The sequence below is a fragment of the Noviherbaspirillum saxi genome (assembly GCF_003591035.1).
GTDB classification, from domain to species: domain Bacteria; phylum Pseudomonadota; class Gammaproteobacteria; order Burkholderiales; family Burkholderiaceae_D; genus Noviherbaspirillum; species Noviherbaspirillum saxi.
In genome coordinates this window covers 1,578,217-1,598,249 of the sequence record NZ_QYUO01000001.1, presented here as the reverse complement: position 1 = coordinate 1,598,249, position 20,033 = coordinate 1,578,217, and the positions used below count along the sequence as shown (strand labels likewise).

The window sequence follows — 20,033 nt, the reverse complement described above, 5'->3', positions numbered from 1 at the left end:
GCAGTTGTTGTGCGTTTTTGATACTTCGCAACAGCAAGTTTGACGCGCGGCAACCGGCCCTTTGAGGCTTCGCAAGCAAAGCCTACTTAGCAAATTCCCCTCTAGTTTAATGACTACTATTGCCTGAAAGGTAATACGAAAGTGACGTGGAAAGTGACGTGAAAACGCATCTTTCAAGAAACATTTTGCACAAGGTTTTTCCGAACGAAAAGCATCTCGGTGCGATGTCCTGCGGCAAAAGCAAAGCATACCGCAATGGTTCATCGACCGCTGAGATTGGTGTCATTGACTAACCTGGTAGAAACACCATGCGAGATTTAATCATCACCAATTCTTCCCGGTTGGAATTGTCCATGCGACTGATGGACGTACTCGTTCTCGAACTTGCAGGCGGCATTGCGGGCCTGATTCATTTCCATATTCCACTTGCAGACACGCCTCCTATCCATACGGTGCTGCTGCATTTCTGCAGTGCGCTCGCATTTCTGTTGTTTCCTAAGTTTGAACTGTATACCTCATGGCGCGGACGCTCGCTGCCCGACATGTTCATGCGAATGGGCGCAGCATGGGGTGTGGTGCTGTTGATCGGCCTGTTCTTCAGCTTCCTTGTACACCATGTGGGCAACGTCTCGCGGCTCTGGATGTTCTACTGGTATGCATGCGGGATGACGTCGCTGATCGCGTTCAGGTTCGCCGTCTACTACGTACTGCGTTATCTGCGTACCAAGGGCTTGAACAACAAGCGGGTGGTGATCGTCGGCTACGGCAGTACCGGCCGCGAGATGCATCGTCGCGCCTTGCAGCAGGACTGGACCGGTTATGACGTCAAAGCCGTATGCGCCGATCCCGAAGATGCCGACAAGATTCTCGATTCATCAATTGCGCGTATCAACAGCACCGAGCAAATTCATCAGTTCGTCGTGGCGAATCACATCCATGAAATCTGGATCACGCTGCCGCTGATGGCTTCGCCGCGCCTGCAGGAATTGCAGTACCAATTGCGCAATACACTGGTCGATATTCGCTGGGTACCCGACATTCTTGGGCTGCAAATGCTGGGTAACAAGATGGGCAACTTCCTCGGCCTTCCGGTCGTCGATCTCAACCAGCCGATCTCGAGCGGTGTCAACGGCATCGTGAAGGATCTGTTCGATCGTACCTTCGCCATCGTCGCGCTATTCCTGCTGATGCCGCTGTTCATCGTCATCGCCATCCTGATCAAGCGGAGCTCGCCCGGTCCCGTGCTGTTCCGCCAGCCCCGGCTGGGACTGAACGGACGGGAATTCAATGTGTACAAGTTCCGCTCGATGAAGATACATCAGGAGCAGAACGTCGTGACGCAAGCCACCAAGCACGATCCGCGGATTACGCCGATCGGCGCCTTCCTGCGTCGCACCAGCCTCGACGAACTGCCGCAGTTCATCAACGTGGTGCTGGGAGATATGTCGGTGGTCGGGCCTCGGCCGCACGCACTGCAGCACAACGAAATGTACAAGGATCTGCTCGAGACCTACATGCTGCGCCATCGCGTCAAGCCGGGCATCACAGGATGGGCGCAAATCCACGGCCACCGCGGTGAAACCGATACGGTCGACAAGATGGCGCGCCGGGTGGAGTTCGATCTGCATTACATCCAGCACTGGTCGCTGTGGATGGACGTGCGCATCATCATCTGGACCGCATTCAAGGGATGGACGGGAAAGAACGCGTATTGACACCACGGCGTCCCAACCGGGCCATCTCGATGAAGGCAGAAGCAAACGGCGTCGACTTCAGCAGCGCATCACACATTAACCGTAAGCAAAAAATCATACATGCCGAACACCACGCGCTCCGATCGTAACGATTCATCCGCTCTCCACCACCCTGTACTTGCGCGACGGTTCGCCGCAACGCAGGCCCCGTCCGCAGGAGCAGCAGCCTTAGCAGGTTAGATCATGAAGAAAAAGGAAATAACAATGACCACCAGTCCCCAAGTACCGGACCATCTGGTGCCCGCGCGGTCCGAGCCCGTGCGCAAGGTGGCGCTGATCACAGGTGTCAGCGGTCAGGACGGCGCCTATCTTGCCGAGTTCCTGCTCGGCAAGGGCTATATCGTGCACGGCATCAAGCGCCGCACCTCCAAATTCAATACCGAACGTATCGACCACCTGTATCAGGGGCCGCAGGAAGAAGAGCGCCGTTTCATCCTGTATCACGGCGATATGACGGATTCGACTTCGCTGCTGCGCATTATCCAGGAGACGCAACCGGATGAAATCTACAACCTTGCGGCGCAAAGCCATGTCGCCGTGTCGTTTGAAGAACCGGAGTACACCGCCAATTCCGATGCGCTCGGTCCCTTGCGTATCCTCGAAACGCTGCGCCGGCTTGGTCTCGAAAAGAAAACCCGCTTTTATCAGGCCTCGACGTCCGAGATGTACGGTGAAGTCCAACAGATTCCAGCATCGGAAAGCACGCCTTTCCTGCCCCGCAGCCCCTATGCGATAGCCAAGCTGTACGCGCACTGGATCACCGTCAACTATCGTGAAGCCTATGGCATGTATGCCTGCAACGGGATTTTGTTCAATCACGAATCACCGCTGCGCGGCGAAACCTTTGTCACCCGCAAGATTACACGCGGCCTTGCACGCATCGTGCTTGGACATCAGGACTGTATTTACCTGGGCAACCTGAATGCGCGCCGTGACTGGGGCCATGCACGCGACTATGTCGAAATGCAGTGGTGCATGCTGCAGCAGGAAAAACCGGAAGACTTTGTGATCGCCACCGGCGTCGACCACAGTGTGCGCGACTTCGTCAATGCGGTCGCCGCAGAGCTCGGCATGCGCCTGCAGTGGGATGGCGAAGGCGTGGGAGAAACCGCGACGATAGTGGAGACCGGCGGTCATGCGGGCGTGGCAGTCGGCCAGGTGATTGTGCGTATCGACCCGCGCTATTTCCGCCCGCTGGAAGTTGATTGCATGCTCGGCGACGCCAGCAAGGCAAGAGAGAAATTGGGATGGAAACCCAAGGTTTCCTTCGAAGAACTGGTAAGGGAAATGGTCAGGGCCGATCTCGAATCGGCGGGGAAAGACCATTTCTTCCAGCAGCACGACCATGCATCGCATGCGTACAACGTTTGACTGACCGCTGCACTGGCTCGCAACCGGAATGGCGATCGGGATTAGCCCTCAAAAGGAAGCACATGACAACCAATCTACAAAAACGTATTTATGTCGCCGGCCATCGCGGACTCGTCGGTTCCGCCATCGTGCGCACATTGCGCAAAAGCGATTACACCGACATCCTCACCCGTACACATTCTGAACTTGAGCTGACCGACCAGGCCCAGGTGCGCGCTTTCTTCGCGGAAAACCAGATCGACGAAGTGTATCTGGCGGCTGCGCGCGTCGGCGGCATCCATGCCAACAATACCTATCCTGCAGAATTTATTTACGACAACATGATGGTACAGGCGAATGTAATCCACGAAGCCTATCGCGCTGGCGTGAAGCGCCTGCTGTTCCTCGGTTCATCATGCATCTACCCGCGCCTGGCCGAACAGCCGATTCGCGAAGAATACCTGATGAACGGCACGCTTGAGCCCACCAACGAACCTTATGCGATAGCCAAGATTGCCGGCATCAAGATGTGCGAAAGCTATAACCGCCAGTACGGCACGGATTACCGCAGTGTCATGCCGACCAACCTCTACGGTCCCGGCGATAACTATCACCCCGAAAACAGCCACGTCATCCCTGCATTGATCCGTCGCTTCCATGAAGCAAAACTTAGTGGCGCGGACAAGGTCGTGATCTGGGGCACCGGCACGCCGCGCCGCGAATTTCTGTATGTAGACGACATGGCCGAGGCCTGCGTGCACATAATGGAACTCGACCGTGCCACCTATGAAAAACACACCACACCGATGTTGTCGCACATCAATGTAGGTACGGGCGAAGACGTCACAATACGTGAAGTTGCCGAAGTCATAAGAAAGGCTATCGGCTTTAAAGGCGATATCGAGTTCGACACCAGCAAGCCGGACGGCACGCCGCGCAAGTTGATGAATACGGCAAAGCTGACCGCATTGGGATGGCGCCCCGGCATGCGGCTCGGAGAAGGCATCAAGGAAACATATGAACACTTTCAGGCAGAGTACAAACGATAGATATCATGCTCATCCAACGGCTGCTACCGATCGCAATAGCGAAGAGCGGCCACACTGATGGACACAACGCAAGCGCTGCGGACGACTGCATCCGCAGCGCGACAACGGAAAAACAGCAGCAGCGAAGTCGCGGAACATCCGGAACGGCGCACACGGTCTTCCGACCAGCCGACACAAGCCTTTAGCCATGTCGCCGGCCCCTGCCGGTTTAATTCGCGTCGGTCCTTCCCGAGGGTCGCAAGGCTTCCTATCATCGAGCATAGCAATGATTACACCTGACCTGCTTACACCTTCCGAAGTGCTGACGAACCTGATCGCCGCCTTGTTCGTGATCCCGATCATCGTCGGCTTCGTCATCAAGGCGCCCAAATGGGTCGTGCTCGGATTCATCGGTATTCTGTTCAGCTTTTCGGATTCGACATGGGGCGAGCTGCGTTCCCAAGGCGGCAACATTTATTCGCGCGGCGTCGGTCTCTTCTACTTCTCGCTGTTGAATCTGATTCTGTTCACCGCGGGCGCTGCCTTGCTGATCAAGCGGCTTGCCAATCCCTATGGCCCGCGCATGGCTCCGCCCATGGCGAAGTACTTCGGTGCCTTTGCCTTTTTGCTGGCAGGCCACGTCGTCGCCGGGCTCCTCCTCGGAATCGATCTCGACGTCATTCTCGGCCAGAGCGGATTCATCAATGTGCTAAACATGCTGATGTTTATGTTCCTGATCATCAGCGCATTCGAGAGCGACCGCGACATGACCAGGCTGCTGTTCATGATTCTCGCCATCGCTGTCGTACGCGGAGCCTTTGGCGGCGTCCGTTATTTCTTGTTCGATGGCGATACCGCGAATCCCTACCGCAACTTCGAAGGCCTCAACATCAAGATTTTCTTCTTTGATATCAGCGATAACTTTGTTGCGGCATTGGCAGCGTTCTGTGCTGCATGGCTGCTGGCTTCACCGAAGGTGAAGCTCAATATCTTCACGAAGGTTTTTCTGCTCGGCGTGCTATGTCTCGAAGTCGCAGCCGTGGCGCTCTCGTTCCGCCGTTCTTCCCTGATCGGCCTGGGATTGATGTTCGTATTCCTGTTCCTGCGCCTGCCAGGCCAGCGCAAGTTTTTCTTCGCGTTGATTGCAGCGGCCTTGCTGGCCGCCGTCGCTTCGGTTTTCTTCCAGCATCGCCTGCAGTTCAGTACCGTCAATGACGGCGGCATCCTGCAGTCCCTGTTCTATGACATTGCGCCGTCGCGCGGGGGCATCAAGGACAATCGCTTCTACGAACTGTATGCAGCTGCGCAGAGCATGGAAGGACACTGGTTGTTTGGCCGCGGCACCTGGGGCACCTTCAGCGGCGACCGGGAACTGCTTTCTTACCACGGCGACGACTTCGGCTTCGTCCACAGCGGTTTCGGACATATGATCCTGAAGACCGGGTTTGTCGGGCTTGCGTTGTTCCTAGGCATGCTGGTCACCTATGTCATGTTTTACCTCCGACACAGACATTCTTTGGCCGGCAACGCGCGACTCGTCGCCGATGCGGGTTTTGCCGGGTTCCTATTCTGGATTCCCACGCTCCTGATCGGTACTCCGATTATTGAATTCCGCACCATGCTGCTGATGGGACTGAGCCTGGCAATGCCCTTCATCGCCGTAGGCCTGCAGCGCTATCAGGCTCCCAGCTATCAAGTACAGGCCCATTATGCTGTTGCGTAACTCCCTCTGGAATCTCAGCGGCTCCGCCATTCCGATGGTGGTAGCACTGGCCACCGTGCCGCTGCTGATCGGTGCGCTGGGCGTGGAAGGCTTCGGCATCGTCACCCTGGTCGGCTCGATCATCGGTTACTTCGGAGTGCTCGATATCAATCTGAGCGCCGGGTCGATCAAGTACCTGGCGGAGCATCATGCGGCCGATGACCGCGAACGCTTCGCGGAAACTTTCTGGTTCGGTATTCTGTTCTATGGCTGCCTTGGCCTTTTGGGCGCTTTCGGCATCTTTTTTGTCGCAGATATGCTGGTGGCGCGCTTCTTTGAAGTATCGCCGGAGATGCGCGAGCAGACCATCATGGCGTTCCAGCTGGCCGGGCTTGGCTTTGCATTGACGCAAGCCCAGAACTATCTGATGGTCGTCCCTCAGGCCTTGCAGCGCTATGACCGTTCCGCCCAGAGCGAAGCATTTTTCGGCATCCTGGTCAATCTGGCATCGGTGGCCGCTGCGCTCGCCGGCACGGGCGTGGTCGGCGTGATTGTCGCGCGGGTCTGTGTGTCCGCACTCAACGTGCTTTATCTGATCTGGCTGATACGCAGCTTCGATCTCATGCTGTCGCCGCGCTGGCCGCGCCAGGATGTACGCTCCGCCCTCACCTCGTTCAGCGCTTACGCCTACCTGAGCAAGATTGCATCGACTCTGCACCAGCATGCCGACAAGCTGATCGTCGGCGCCCTTGCCGGTCCGGTGGCGCTGACTTTTTATACCGTTCCGGTGACGCTGGCCGGCCGCATACTCGGCCTGACCTACCGGCTGTCCAGCGTTATTTACCCCCGCGCCTCGGCACTGGCCGGCGCCGGCCGCATCAATGAGTTGCGTCCGGTTTATCTAGGCGTGACGCGCTACGTCACCTACATCAATCTGGCGGCGCTCGGCGTGATCGTGCTGGCCGGAGACGAATTCCTGCGACGCTGGGTGGGAGAAGAATTCGTGTCCCTGGGCTATCCGGTACTGGTGCTGATGACACTGGCGCTGCTGGTCGACTCATTGACCAATGTGCCGTCGATGGTCAACGATGCGCTCGGACATCCGCGCATCACCGGACGCTTTGCGCTGGCCAATGGCGTCTCCGGCGTCGCCATGGTGTATATCGGCACGATGACAGGCGGCATCATCGGCGCGGCAACGGGTCACCTGCTGTCCTCTCTGTTGCTGGGCCTTGGCTTCTTGCTGTTTGTCCATGGCCGCACAGTGCCGATCACCTTCCTGGATAGCCTGCGCAGCGGGTTTGGCCGCAGCCTTGGCATCGGCGCGGCAATCATTTGCGTACTGGTGCCATTGAAGTGGCTGGTTCCCGGCGGCCTGGTCAGCACCATCGCGATCGTTTCGGCCGCTCTGGTGACGCTTGGCGTGGCCGGCCTGTTTTTCATCGTCAGCGTCGACGAGCGTGCCGCCATGTTGTCGATGGCGCGGCGCTTCCGATTCTGAGATTTCGAGACCTGCATCATGCGCATCCTTCTTGTCAGTGAAGACATTCCCTACCCGAACATGGGCGGCCTTGCCAAGCATGTGCTCAATCTTGCGCGAGCATTGGTTCGCGCCGGCCATCAGGTCGATCTGATGGGCAATACCGATCATCCTATCGACGTATGCGGCGAGGAAGGCGAATTCGGCGGCAACTTCTTCGGCGAGCTGAGCGGCCAGCACGCCGGCTGGAAAGAAATCAGTTTCGGCGTGTTCATGCCGCTCAAGCGCACCGCGATCGCAAAGAACTTTGCCCGCCTCATCATGCGCCGTGCCCGGCAATATGACGTGATCCATTACCACGGGCATATTCCGAATCTTGCGAAATTCCTGCCAGCCGACCTCAATTTCGTGCAAACGCGGCATGACCAGGGCAGCGACTGTTTCAAGCACACGCGCTTTCGCAACGGCGAAGCCTGCAGCACGCAGGATCCGTCCGTTTGCGCACAATGCATTGCCGATCATCCGAACATGATTCAGCGCGCGGTGTCGACCGCTGCCGTCATACGTTATCGCAAGGAGGTTGCGGAAAGCTTCCATGCGCACAAGACCGTATTCGTGTCCGAGATGTTGCGCCACAATCTGACGCGTACGCTCGGACCCGGCGAATGGGGTGTCACGGTCCACAATTTCGTCGATCGCGCCAAGCTCGAAACCATCCGTCAGGCATCTGAACCGTCCCCTGCGACAGGAACGTTCCAGGTGTTTCTTGCGGCGAAGGTGTATCCGGCCAAGGGCGTTGAGCCGTTCCTGAAGGCCCTTGCACCGAGACTACCGGCCCATATGCAAGTCACCATCGCCGGCGATGGTCCGGACGAGCCCCGTCTGCGTGCGGAGTTCGAGAGCAGCCAGATTCGCTTCCTGGGTTGGTGCTCACCGGAGCAGACGCTGAAACTGGCGGCGTCCGCGAACGCGGTTGTGGTCCCTTCGGTCTGGGAAGAACCCTGCGCGACAACGGTGCTGGAAGGCTTATTCCTTGGCAAGCCGACGTTTGCCCTGCGGCGCGGCGGTACACCAGAACTGGCTCGCTATGTCGCCGAACCGGGTCAGCTGCGGCTGCATGAAGACATGGAATCCCTGGTCGCCGACCTGATCGGCTTCGACCCGTCAACGCGATACGGATATGCGCTGGAAGGCCTGGGATGTGCCGACAGCGCAGCGCAGCAATTGCTGGAAATTTACCAGCAGCCATCCCGTCATCCCATCAGCTCCACCAGTTGAAAGGCCCTGCCCCCATGGCGCTTACTTTTTCTGTCATTACCTGTACCTGGAATAGCGCAACTTACCTGCAAGAGTCGATCGCCTCGTTACTCGCCCAGGACCATCCCGATATCGAATACATTTTCGTCGATGGCGGCTCCACCGATGGCACTCTGGAGCAGATCCGCGCGCTTGACCGCCCTTATCAGCTGCTCGAAAACGTGCGTGGCGGCGTCAGTCGCGCAATGAACGAAGGTCTGCGCGTAGCCACCGGCGATGTGATCGCCTATATCCATTCCGACGATTATTACCTGCGACCGGATGTATTGTCGCGCGTTGCACGTCATCTGGAAGAGACCGGCCGCCAATGGCTGTTCGGCCGCACCATGACCTTGCTTGACGGAAAACTCTACCCGGATGGCTATATCGCGCCACGTTTCAGCTATCACCAGCTCTTGCGCGGCAACTTTATTCCCCATCCGGCGACCTTTGTCAGACGCGAACTCATGCTGCGCGCCGGCGGATTCTCGACCGACCTGAAATATGCAATGGATTACGACCTGTGGCTGAAGCTCGCAAAGCTTGCCGACCCGGTGCAACTGGACGAGCCTCTGGCGGCTTTTCGCGAACATGAAGGCAGCCTGTCAAGTTCGTCGCGCACCCGTCTTGCCGCAATGACGGAAGACTTTCGGGTAAGGCTCGCCTATGCCAGTAAGAATCCGGTCGAACGTCTTGCTCATTACGCCCGTTACTTCGTACGTCGCCAGCGCGTCATCCATGCCAAGGGGAATGCATGAGAACACCGGAAATATCCTTGATCCTTGCTACCGTCGGCCGCACCGACGAACTGGCCCGTCTGTTCGAATCGCTGGCCGCGCAAACCTACAGCAATTTTGAAGTCATCGTCGTCGACCAGAACGATGATGACCGCCTGCTGCCGCACCTGGACCGTGCCCGTTACCTCGGCATCTCGGTGCGCCACCTGCGGCATCATCCGGCCAATCTGGCGGCTGCCCGCAATGTCGGCATTGAAGCCGCCACCGGCAAATGGATAGGCTTTCCGGATGATGACTGCTGGTATTCGCCGCGTCTTCTGGATCGTCTCGCCACACGCTTTGCCGCAGTGGATGAGCCGGACGGCATTATCGTGCGCTGGGTCGAGCAGGATGAGCAGCCGCTGTCGGCGGCCGACCTGTCCTGGGAACGGTCACGGGCATTTCGCGATATTCCTGTCAGTTCGATCACTCTTTTTTGCAATCGCGCCCTGTTCAAAGAAATCGGCGGATTCGATAGCCGGCTGGGCGTCGGCCAATGGTTCGGCGCCGGGGAAGAAACCGACTTCGCCATGCGGGCGTTGCGCGGCGGCGCACACTTCACCTACGAACCGTTGGGTGAAGTCCACCATGCTGTCAACCCGCACAAGCCGCAAGCCAATCGCCAGACCCGCACCGCAGTCCGTCATCGTGCACGCGGCACCGGCGCACTCTATGCCAAACATCATCTGCCTGCCTGGGTAATCCTGCGCGGACTCGTGGCCCCGCTCCTTCGTCCGCTGCTCAAAGGCTCGTTCGGCGCCGAACTGGCGCTCGGCTATGACACCATGATGGGCCGCATCGACGGCATGCTTGGCTGGCGCCGTCGGCACTCCTGACCCCTCTCTTGACCTTCACAGCAGTATCCGCTGCCCATGATGGGCACGGTTACTGCTGTCTGTCGTATCGACGATACCGGTTGAATCCGCGATAAAGGGTGTGACGTATTAGTTACAGATTAAAGAAAGTTACAAATGAGTCGGGCGGAAATAAGCGTTCGTTTGATTTTTCGCGGAGCAGCGTTCGATGTCCGATTCAAAATAACTGCATCAGGGAAATCTTTGACGAGGCTTAGGAGAGCTTGACGATCTCGAAAATACGCACTGTCGACAAGTATGAGGTTTATCAGCAGCTGTCGGCATTGTGAAAGTCTTGCACAAACTAATGCGACTAAGCTTAAGTAGACAAAGACAAAAACAAGCACACATGAATGAACTAAAGAATAACCGGATCGACGCAGCAGCATTCAGGAAACTGAATTCGCGTTTGGCCGATGGAGGAAGACAATGAAGATCCTGGTTGCGCACAATGCCTATCAGCATCGCGGCGGAGAAGACGCTGTCGTCGATGCGGAAGTCGCGCTGCTGCGCGGCTATGGCCACCAGGTGGAGATCTACCAGCAGCATAACGATGCACTCAATTCCATGCCGCGTGCATTGGCAGCGGCGACGACGATCTGGTCGCACCGATCCACTGGCGACATCGATGCCTTATGCGAACGCTTCCAGCCTGACGTGATCCATGTGCACAATACCTTCCCGCTGATTTCGCCTTCACTGTACTGGGCCGCCGCAAAACGACGCGTGCCAGTCGTACAGACGCTGCACAACTTCCGTCTGCTTTGTCCGCAGGCGATCTTTCTGCGCGAAGGAAAGGTGTGCGAAGACTGCATCGGCAAAGTGCCATGGCGATCGGTAACCCGAAAATGCTACCGTGAATCCGCCGTGCAATCGGCCGTGGTCACCGGCATGCTGACCACTCATCGTGTCATCGGCACTTACCGCGACCGGGTCACCCGTTACATCGCCCTCAATGAATTTGCACGTTCCAAGTATGTGGAAGGCGGTCTTCCGGCCAGTCGTTTCCGCATCAAGCCAAATTTCGTCGCTTCCGCGGCTGTCCCGGGCTGGCGCGCACGCAACGGCGGCATGTACGTAGGCAGATTGTCATCCGAAAAAGGACTCGACGTTCTCGCGGATGCCGTACGCCGCATGCCGGGGATTGCAGTCGAGGTTATCGGCAGCGGACCACTCGAACCGCTGGCGCGTGCAGCCTTCGGCGAGCGCTGCCTCGGCTTCCGTCCGCTGGAAGACATCATGAATCGCATGGGCAGCGCCCAGTATCTGGTGCTGCCAAGCATCTGCTATGAGAACTCGCCGCGCACGATCGTCGAAGCCTTCTCCTGCGGATTGCCTGTGATCGCAAGCCGTCTGGGCGCATTGATCGACATCGTGCGCGATGGCGAGACAGGACTTTTGTTCAATCCGGGTGATGCCGCCGACCTTGCCGAAAAGATGGCATGGGCGGCTGCGCATCCTGAGCAAATGAAGCGCATGGGTCAGGCTGCCCGTGCGGAATATGAGGCGCTGTACACGCCTGAACGCAATTATGAAATGCTGATGGATATATATGAAGATGCAATTTCCACACTTCGAAGAGAACGCGATGCCGCGTAAGGGCCAAGCCGTCCTGGAAGCCTTCATTGACGCCGTATCATGGGAGGAAGCCGTAGGCCGGATAACCCGCTGGGGAGCGGCGCACGAGTCGCGTTACGTATGTATTTGCAATGTTCATTCCGTGGTCACCACAACGAGTGATGTCGAATTCAAGATCGCAGTGAACAATGCAGATATGGCGACCCCGGACGGCGCACCGATCGCGTGGGCGCTGCGCAAACTCGGCCATCCTGCTCAGGAACGCATCAACGGCCCAGACCTTATGATGCGATATCTCGCGCAAGCCGAACCGCTGGGTCAGACCGTGTTCTTCTATGGCAGCACTGACGGGACCCTGACCAAACTGCGCCTCGCTCTGGCAAAACAGTTCCCCGGCCTGCGTATAGGCGGCGCCTATTCGCCACCGTTTCGCCCCCTGTCACTTGAGGAAGATGAAAAAATTATCGACATGATCAACAACTCCGGCGCCAATGTCGTGTTCGTCGGTCTGGGTTGCCCCAAGCAGGAAAAGTGGATGGCCGACCATCGCGGACGCATCAACGCAGTGATGATTGGTGTCGGTGCTGCATTCGATTACCATGCCGGCGTGATCAAGCGTGCTCCGATCTGGTGGCAGCGTAATGGCCTGGAATGGCTATACCGCCTCGGCTCGGAACCGCGCCGGCTATTCAAGCGCTATATGGTGACCAACACACTGTTCGTTGTGGGTTTCCTGCGCCAATTCGTCATGACGAAACTTCCTCTGCGCGACGCCTGAATCCAGGTAGCTCATGCCGCGGGGAATGATACTGAGTTGTCATTCCCCGCGCCAATTTTATAGCCTCCCACGCTTGCATTAAGACCACGCTTTAGGCCAGGTCCAGCCACTCTCTTATTTCATATCAAATCGTCAACATGACGCGATGCAATCATTATAAGAAATTTAATCCCGGATCCAGCCAATGTTCGTATGCTCTGCTCTAGGCCGGCAACCCTGGTGCCATCCACCTTAGGCTATCGATACCACGATGAACCCTGCCCTTCATCCAGCATATCGCCCCGACATCGATGGCTTGCGCGCGGTCGCGGTGCTCGCCGTCATTACGTTTCATGCAAGCTCTGCGCTACTGCCCGGCGGCTTTGTCGGGGTCGACATATTTTTCGTGATTTCGGGCTTTCTTATTACCGGCCTGATTGCAAAAGGCCTCGATACCGGAAGCTTCAGTTTCACCGAGTTTTACACACGCAGGATCAAGCGCATTTTTCCCTCCTTTATCCTGGTGGCCGCGACAACACTCGTCGTGTCAAGCTACCTGCTGATCCCGAACGACTATATTTTTTATACCACGTCGCTGGCGGCTTCCTGGGTCTTTGTATCGAATGTTTTTTTTTCGATGCTGAGCTGGGGTTACTTCGGACAACGAACCGAAGAATTCCCCTTGCTGCATACCTGGTCGCTATCGGTGGAAGAACAGTTCTACTTTTTTTTTCCGGTTCTGCTCATTGTGCTTTACCGCTACGCGCGCCAGTACATTATTGCTGTCCTGCTGGTGCTCGGAAGTGTCTTCGCGCTCTTTTCCGAACTGAAGACGGATCAAATCAAATCGTATTTCCTTCTGACTTCACGTGCGCATGAACTGATCATCGGCGCGCTTGCGTATTTCGTCGCGCAAAAATATCCTACGCGTTCGCCAGCCTTAGCCAATGTATTCGCAGTCGCGGGGACGACGCTGATACTTGGGTCGCTCTTCGTGCTAGGAAAGGGCTCCTCCTTCCCCGGCATCAATTCGCTGTATCCCTGCATTGGCACGGCACTGATCATCTATGCCTGCACCGGAGACAATGCGCTCAAACCTGCGTTGAGCAGCAGACCATTCGTTGCGATCGGCCTAATTTCCTATTCACTTTATCTGTGGCATTGGCCGATTTTTTCCTTTTTACGTTATCGCCGTATCGAGATCACCCCGGCGGTCGGCGTTGCCGCAATTGCGCTGTCCTTCCTGTTGTCATGGCTGACATGGAAATTCGTCGAAAGCCCGATTCGGCGCAACAAAAGGATCCAGTTCAAGCGTGCATTCGTCCGGATGTATTTGCTGCCGGCCGCTGCGTTCATGGCAGTCGGGCTGTACTCCTACGTCACCGAAGGTGCGCCGCTACGCTTTTCGCAAGCGATGCGCGAGCTGATTTCGAGCTACTCCTTTGAACGCGACCTCACCCGGTCCTGCTCGGTTCGCGCCGAGGACTACCGCAAGATCACGATGGATTATCTGCTGACAAATTGCGCCTTGGGCGATACCTCGCAGGCAAAGGCGGAAGTATTGCTGATGGGCGACTCGCATGCCCATCACTTCAAACCCTTCGTGGATCAGTTGTCGAAGGCCGCCGGTCTCAAGGCGGTATATCACGTGCAGGGCGCCTGCTTTCCCACTGCGCTGCAGGCAACGGACAAGCATCCGGAACAGGGGCCTTCCACTTGCCAGCAACGCAATGCCGACTTGCTGGAACTGGCGGGCAAAGTCCAGTATGTCGTCATGGCCGGGTTCTGGGCATCTGAGCCGTGGCGCGATCTTGAAAAGGAAATGATGTTCGTCACCGGCAAGGTTGCGGAGGCTGGCGCGATCCCAGTCATCTTCAAGGACAACCCTTACTTTGAACCGGACCTGTCGCAATGCATTCTCCACCGGACCCGCGGCTGGATACCGGCTGACCGCAACTGCAATATCCCGTTTTCCTTCGTCAGGCAAAGCCAGGAATCGATCGACGGCATCATCGATCGGGTACAGGAAAAATATCCGAAAACCGTCGTGATCGATCCCAAGAAGATTCTGTGCACGAGCACCGAATGCATAACCTACCTGGGCAAAGTCGCGCTCTACAAGGACGCCAATCACATCAATGCCAAGGCGTCCAAGCTACTGGGCGATCAGTATCTGATACGTGTCGGAAATCCGCTTGCCGGTCCGGGGCTCTGTTGCCAGCAAATGAAGAGCATGCCAATCTGGCACAGGGACTGACAAGAGGATTGCCTTATACCAATCCTAATCCATAACGTAACAAATGAAATCAATGGATTTTTTCGACTGGCAAGGCGCAGGAGGAGCCAATAGCGAGCTATTGACGACGAGTGCAACGCAGGCAATGAATCAAGCAGGTTTCGCCACACGAGCCGATTCAGGCGTCCATAAGGAGCGGGCCGCAAGCTCTTCATTGGTCAGGCGATTCTGCGTTGCGATCTGACATGCGACATGTGCAAAGAATGCGTCGAGCTGCTTCCAGGCATCGAGTTCGTCGAACTGCTTGGAATGTCCCCACAGGTGGAAAGTGCCTCCGGTACGCGCGGCATGATCGAACATCGCATACATCCGGCGCATCCAGTCACCGTTTTGAATGGCTAACTGAAGGCCGTTCGCACGCCTGAGCCAATTGCCCGATCCGGCAAAGTTGCGCAGATAGACAGCGCGGTCATGCGGATAGAATTGCACGGTGGTAGGCATTTCGTAAGGACGATTGCCAGCATCGAAGCATAGATTCATGGTCGTGCGCGCGTAGGTAAATCCGCATGCGTGTACCAGTTCCACATCGCGCTTGCGATATCGCCCACCGGGATAGCAGAAGCCGTTAACCTGCTTTCCAAGTACATCCTCGAGATATTTTTTCCCGTCATTGATCTGATGGTAGGCCTGCCAAATGTCGACCTTCTTTAGGTAACGATGATCGTAAGTATGCGATCCGATCTCAAACCTGCGGCCCAGCTCGCGGATTTTTTCATCCGACAGAACTTCATCGCCTTCGCAATTGCGGATAGGGACAAAGAAGGTCCCACTCAGGTCATGTTTCTGCAGCAGTTCGGCCGTTTTCATATCCGACGGATGACCGTCGTCGATAGAGCACGTAAACAAAGGGTCCATCATAGACTCCAATCGAATTTCATCCTTTGCCTTTGGCTGCTTGTCATGCTCGTTGTTCCATTCGCCAGTCGACACCTCGTTCGACCGGTACAGACGACTTGAAGAAAGCACTGCGGCCATAGGCAACTCCATTTCGGATCCTCAAGGCAACGGCAAGCTGCCTCATCCGATTATTGGTTTTGATCAGGAACTGATCGCACGGTTTTCCTTGCGCGATTCGCCGGACGACAGCGCATAGCGACATGCGTCGACGACGCCGATCGCAGCATTATCGAAGCTATATTCCCTTACCAGGGTAAGGCTGCGTCGCGAAAAGTTTTCCCACCTCCGTTGATCCGACAGCAACGTAGTCGCATGCTGTGCCCATGTGCCCACATCAAGCTCGGCGACAAAGCCGTTTTCGCCGTTGACAACCAGTTCTCCGGCAGCTCCCGCGTAAGGCGTAACGATGACAGGCAGCCCGGCGGCACAGGCTTCGTTGGCAACAACACCCCACACATCGGCATGGGTCGGAAACAGGAAGACGCGGGCCGAACGATATAGCGCAGGCAATTCCCCCTGCTTGGCAAAGCCGTGGAAATAGGCGGCCACGCGGCTCTGCTTACCCTGTGCCGCCGATTTGACGCGCTCTTCTTCGCTGCCGGAACCGACGAACAGGATGCTCGCCTTACGGCCCAGCTTTCGGGAGAGTTCCTCGGCCACGTCCAATGCAAACATAGGTCCTTTTTCAGACACCATGCGGCCGCAAAAGATCAGATCGAACTTATCGCCTTCATGCTCGGGGCTCCGTTGATACACATCGTTATCGATGCACAGATAAGACTTGAAGCATTGCTCGGCCGTGACGCCGTAGCTCTCGAACAGGCGCTGCCCGCCCATGCTGGCGGAGAGGTAAGCCTTGGAACGGCCATACACCACGCTGCGAATCAGTTTGTGTACCTTGCTGAGGCCGCTTTCCGATTCATAAGTGCCATCGGTTAGCGGCACATGCGGGATGCCTTTGAACAATGCATAGCCGAATGCATACAACTGCGTCGGGTTCAATCCATCCGACACGATCACATTGGGCGCAAAGCGCCGCAATGCCGGGATCACATCCGGATTGTTATGAATATATCTGCCGTTAACGGTCGTAATCCGTTCACGCAGGAAGCAATGATCGAACTCGAAGGCCGGCAGATCCCAATGGCGATTCGGTTCTCGTCGTGCGCAAAAAATCACCTGCAGTGTAATGCCAGGCATACGCGCAATGCGGTTGAATACCGGAATCCGATATGGCGGCGGCTCGTTCGTAATGACGGCAAGTTTTATCATGGGCTAATCTTAGTGTTTGCACGGATACAGCCACTGAGCTAAATCATGAAACGAAGCAAATATCGTCGTGCCCAAAGCGGGAGTAACGGTCACTCGCCCAACCGCGGGACCGTATGCAAATGTTTCCTTCGTGAACTGATGAAAACCGTCAATGATCGGATGTCGATTGCAGCATCGCCGACTTCCTTCCACGGGTTACGTGCTGCATCGCCCTCTTGGCGTCGCGTATGTGTCCTACCAGTCTGAGCATGCGACGTGACGTGCCGGTATTGCTGTACTTGAGCCAGACTTTCGCCTGTCGCGCATAGCCTTGCCTTGCTTCATGCCATGCCAGGTTGACGTGACGTACGACCTGCACCCAGGAGCGGTATACCGTGACATTGTCCAGGTCGCGCTGAACCGCCCCCAATGCGAACTTGTATTCATACCGGCCCCACAGGAAATGGAACTCGCGTCCTCTCCGTGCGATGCATTCGCAAATGGTCCGATAGCAGCACAAGAAGCCAAGCCAGTATTCGTCATAGCATGGTGCATGCGCCAGCACATTGAGGAAATAATTCGATCCTGCACGATAACTCAATGCACCAGCGGCAATGCGTCCGTCGATTGTGACAATGCCTACCAGTCCGCAGGAACGCACCAGACAGATGATGCGTCGGGTTTCTTCTTCATCGATGACGGACACAATGTTCTTGTCCGCCATGCGCTCGCGATTGAACTCGATCAGCGTGCGAACATGCTCTTCGCGGATGCCCGCGCCTTCAAACACTTCAAACCGGCACGACGGAAATGTGCGTATAAGACGATCGGTGTAGCGTTTGATGTTGCGCCGCGTGTTCTTGCCAAGGCCAGCTAGATATGCTTCGGCCGAAGACGGCAGACTCAGGGTGATATCTTCAAGATGATTGAAGCGTTGATAAGGGAAGTCGACGTTTCCGATATCCGTCTCGATTGCCTTGAACGAGATCGCCTGCACGTCGCGGTAACGCTTGAAGATGAAATCAGCGAAGCGCTGCATGTCGGCTGAGCCGACGCATATGGTCTCGTTGAGTACCCGTACCATGCCTTGCTCGCGCTTGAACAGCAGCAGCGTGATGATCTGTCCATCCGCATGTACGACATAAGTACTGGTCGTACCCATTACCCAGCCATACACACGGAATTCGACAAGAGAAGAAAAAATGTTCCCATAGAGGCTATCCATCTCCGCCTCAACAAACGGCGGCACCTCATTGTCATAGCATGCGATGCTGATGTTTTTACCGGTCATGACCGTCATAATTTACCTTGCACCATTATTAATGAGATGAACTGTACGCAGGGTCTTCTATCGCGTGTATGACTTGTCTATGAAATATTTACCGCACAGGTGGGTCCTTTTGAAAGATCGTTCATGAGTTCTCCTCCTTCGCTGGCTGGTTTTCTTTCTTGCCTGGTCGAATGTGCGCGATGCGATCGTTCTTTGTCTTGGCATCATGCCGCTTGCATGTACTCATCTAGCAAGAGGCAGACCACAAAGCGATCGACCGGACAAAGCCCTTATGGCAAGCACACCGTTCCGCTTTTCGACACTACATGCGACGCATGTATTCCCAAAGAGTAGACGGTCTGTTTGAGTAAACCCAATCTTATTTATCGATTCTGCATCCGCAGCACAAATCGATAAAGCACAGCGATGGTTCTGCATCAGAATCGTCGAGACCGCGACACGACGCATTCTTGCAAACAAAATTGCATATAAAAAAAGGGCCAGCTATTCAGCCGGCCCTAACTGTTTCCGGATGGAGCCCGGAAGCGTTCGATCATTATGCAGGACTCGCCTGCGATTTATAGTGTGTTTGCTGCCCTTGCTTACTTGAACTGCCAGGCACGCACGTAATTCACTTCAAACGAGTTCGACTTGCCTTGCGGTGTCGAATCGTCCGGTGTGCCGGAGGCGCTGCCGTACCACAGGTCCAGCATCAGATACATCGGGTCGCCCATGGACACGTTCAGCGTCAGCACTTCCTTGCCGTCGAAGTAGTACGTCTGCTTGTTCGGTTCCCACTTCACTGCATACTTGTGGTAGCCGGCAGACAGGTCTGTACCGGTGTCGTACTGGCGCGAGCCGACCAATTGCCCTTCCTTGTCGCCCTTCCAGACGGTCGGCGCATACGCAGTCGGATGCGCGACGCCATCGATATTGACGCCCCAGGGCGCTGCACCGCCTGCATACGCTTCCATCACGTCCATCTCCGGACGGCGTTCGTTGATGTGGTTGAACAGCCAGAACGCAGGCCATGTACCTTTACCGACCGGCAGCTTGGCTTCGATTTCGAAGTAACCATAGGTCTGGTAATAGTTGCCGTCGGTATCCAGAGTACGGTTGAAGAAATTGCCCGATGCATCACGCTGCGGCCAGATCTTCAGCTTGCCATCTTCGACCGTGTAGTTCTTGGTCGGATTGGAAGTCTCATACCACATGTGATCGGTCCACAGGTTGGTGTTGAGGCTGTTGAACTCTTCGGAGAAGGTCAGCGTATAGTTGGCTGTCGGCTGACCATAAGGTCCCGACACCGCGGCGGTGGTCGCCGTGCTTGTATTGCTGTTTGCAGGCGTTGTGGTGCTTCCCGCAGTGCCTGTTGAAGCTGTGTTCGTAGTTGCCGTGGTCGGCGTCGGCGTCGGCGTCGACACGGTGGGTTGTGTCGGCGTCGGCGTCGCAGTCGACGCAGTAGTGTCTGCAGATGCCACCGTCGTGTCGGCGGCGTCGTTTGCTTCCGTGCCAGCGCTGACTGTCGTTGTCGCGCTCATGCTGGTAGTGGACTCTGAATCGACGGTCGCTGTTTGTTCAACGGATGCTGGCGTCGTGTTGGTGCCTTGGACGGATTCGGCAGCTACCGAAGTTTGACCAGAGATGGTTTCGCCCGAACCGCCACCGCCGCATGCGGTGAGAAGAACAGCAGCGCAAGCGCATGATAGAGCAGAAATAGAATTACGATAAAAAGCGGAATTTT

16 protein-coding genes are annotated in these 20,033 nt (G+C 56.2%); 12 read left to right on the top strand and 4 right to left on the bottom strand.

Annotated elements, in window-relative coordinates; all coding sequences use genetic code 11:
• The first annotated feature begins 158 nt into the window (after positions 1–158).
• From D3871_RS31290 to D3871_RS07470, 12 genes are all read left to right on the top strand, one after another.
• A complete protein-coding gene (locus D3871_RS31290; RefSeq protein ID WP_274381714.1) occupies positions 159–293 on the top strand; it encodes a hypothetical protein in 135 nt (44 codons plus the stop codon).
• A gap of 15 nt (positions 294–308) precedes the next feature.
• The gene (locus D3871_RS07520; protein WP_119768326.1) at positions 309–1,715 is read left to right on the top strand and encodes an undecaprenyl-phosphate glucose phosphotransferase; all 1,407 of its coding nucleotides are present in this window, start codon (positions 309–311) and stop codon (positions 1,713–1,715) included.
• A 297-nt stretch (positions 1,716–2,012) separates the two neighbouring features.
• Positions 2,013–3,125, top strand: coding sequence for a GDP-mannose 4,6-dehydratase (gene gmd / locus D3871_RS07515; RefSeq protein WP_119769961.1), 1,113 nt, complete (start codon positions 2,013–2,015; stop codon positions 3,123–3,125).
• A gap of 62 nt (positions 3,126–3,187) precedes the next feature.
• Entirely contained in the window at positions 3,188–4,153 is a 966-nt protein-coding gene (gene fcl, locus D3871_RS07510; RefSeq protein ID WP_119768325.1) for a GDP-L-fucose synthase, read from the top strand.
• Positions 4,154–4,418: 265 nt separating this feature from the next.
• Positions 4,419–5,855: an O-antigen ligase family protein gene (locus tag D3871_RS07505; protein WP_158597883.1), complete on the top strand. Its 1,437-nt coding sequence runs from the start codon at positions 4,419–4,421 to the stop codon at positions 5,853–5,855.
• Positions 5,842–7,335 (top strand): oligosaccharide flippase family protein, encoded by a 1,494-nt coding sequence (locus D3871_RS07500; RefSeq protein WP_119768323.1) that lies wholly within the window; start codon positions 5,842–5,844, stop codon positions 7,333–7,335. Before D3871_RS07505 ends, D3871_RS07500 begins: the two co-directional genes overlap by 14 nt.
• 18 nt (positions 7,336–7,353) lie before the next feature.
• Positions 7,354–8,592 (top strand): glycosyltransferase family 4 protein, encoded by a 1,239-nt coding sequence (locus D3871_RS07495; protein WP_119768322.1) that lies wholly within the window; start codon positions 7,354–7,356, stop codon positions 8,590–8,592.
• Positions 8,593–8,606: 14 nt separating this feature from the next.
• Positions 8,607–9,368, top strand: coding sequence for a glycosyltransferase family 2 protein (locus D3871_RS07490; RefSeq protein ID WP_158597882.1), 762 nt, complete (start codon positions 8,607–8,609; stop codon positions 9,366–9,368).
• Between the two features lie 17 nt (positions 9,369–9,385).
• A complete protein-coding gene (locus D3871_RS07485; RefSeq protein ID WP_158597881.1) occupies positions 9,386–10,222 on the top strand; it encodes a glycosyltransferase family 2 protein in 837 nt (278 codons plus the stop codon).
• A gap of 447 nt (positions 10,223–10,669) precedes the next feature.
• Positions 10,670–11,839, top strand: coding sequence for a glycosyltransferase (locus D3871_RS07480; protein ID WP_119768319.1), 1,170 nt, complete (start codon positions 10,670–10,672; stop codon positions 11,837–11,839).
• On the top strand, positions 11,829–12,596 hold the full coding sequence (locus tag D3871_RS07475; RefSeq protein WP_233575549.1) for a WecB/TagA/CpsF family glycosyltransferase: 768 nt from the start codon (positions 11,829–11,831) through the stop codon (positions 12,594–12,596). Before D3871_RS07480 ends, D3871_RS07475 begins: the two co-directional genes overlap by 11 nt.
• A gap of 250 nt (positions 12,597–12,846) precedes the next feature.
• A complete protein-coding gene (locus tag D3871_RS07470) occupies positions 12,847–14,832 on the top strand; it encodes an acyltransferase family protein (RefSeq protein WP_119768318.1) in 1,986 nt (661 codons plus the stop codon).
• Between the two features lie 129 nt (positions 14,833–14,961).
• Here D3871_RS07470 and D3871_RS07465 read toward each other — a convergent pair whose 3' ends face one another.
• From D3871_RS07465 to D3871_RS07450, 4 genes are all read right to left on the bottom strand, one after another.
• Positions 14,962–15,858: a polysaccharide deacetylase family protein gene (locus tag D3871_RS07465; RefSeq protein WP_233575548.1), complete on the bottom strand. Its 897-nt coding sequence runs from the start codon at positions 15,856–15,858 to the stop codon at positions 14,962–14,964.
• 51 nt (positions 15,859–15,909) lie between these two features.
• Positions 15,910–17,040, bottom strand: coding sequence for a glycosyltransferase family 4 protein (locus D3871_RS07460; RefSeq protein WP_119768317.1), 1,131 nt, complete (start codon positions 17,038–17,040; stop codon positions 15,910–15,912).
• A 148-nt stretch (positions 17,041–17,188) separates the two neighbouring features.
• Positions 17,189–18,319, bottom strand: coding sequence for a GNAT family N-acetyltransferase (locus D3871_RS07455; RefSeq protein WP_233575547.1), 1,131 nt, complete (start codon positions 18,317–18,319; stop codon positions 17,189–17,191).
• Positions 18,320–18,891: 572 nt separating this feature from the next.
• Complete coding sequence (locus D3871_RS07450; RefSeq protein WP_119769957.1) at positions 18,892–19,830, bottom strand: glycoside hydrolase family 16 protein; 939 nt, start codon at positions 19,828–19,830, stop codon at positions 18,892–18,894.
• Positions 19,831–20,033: the final 203 nt, after the last annotated feature.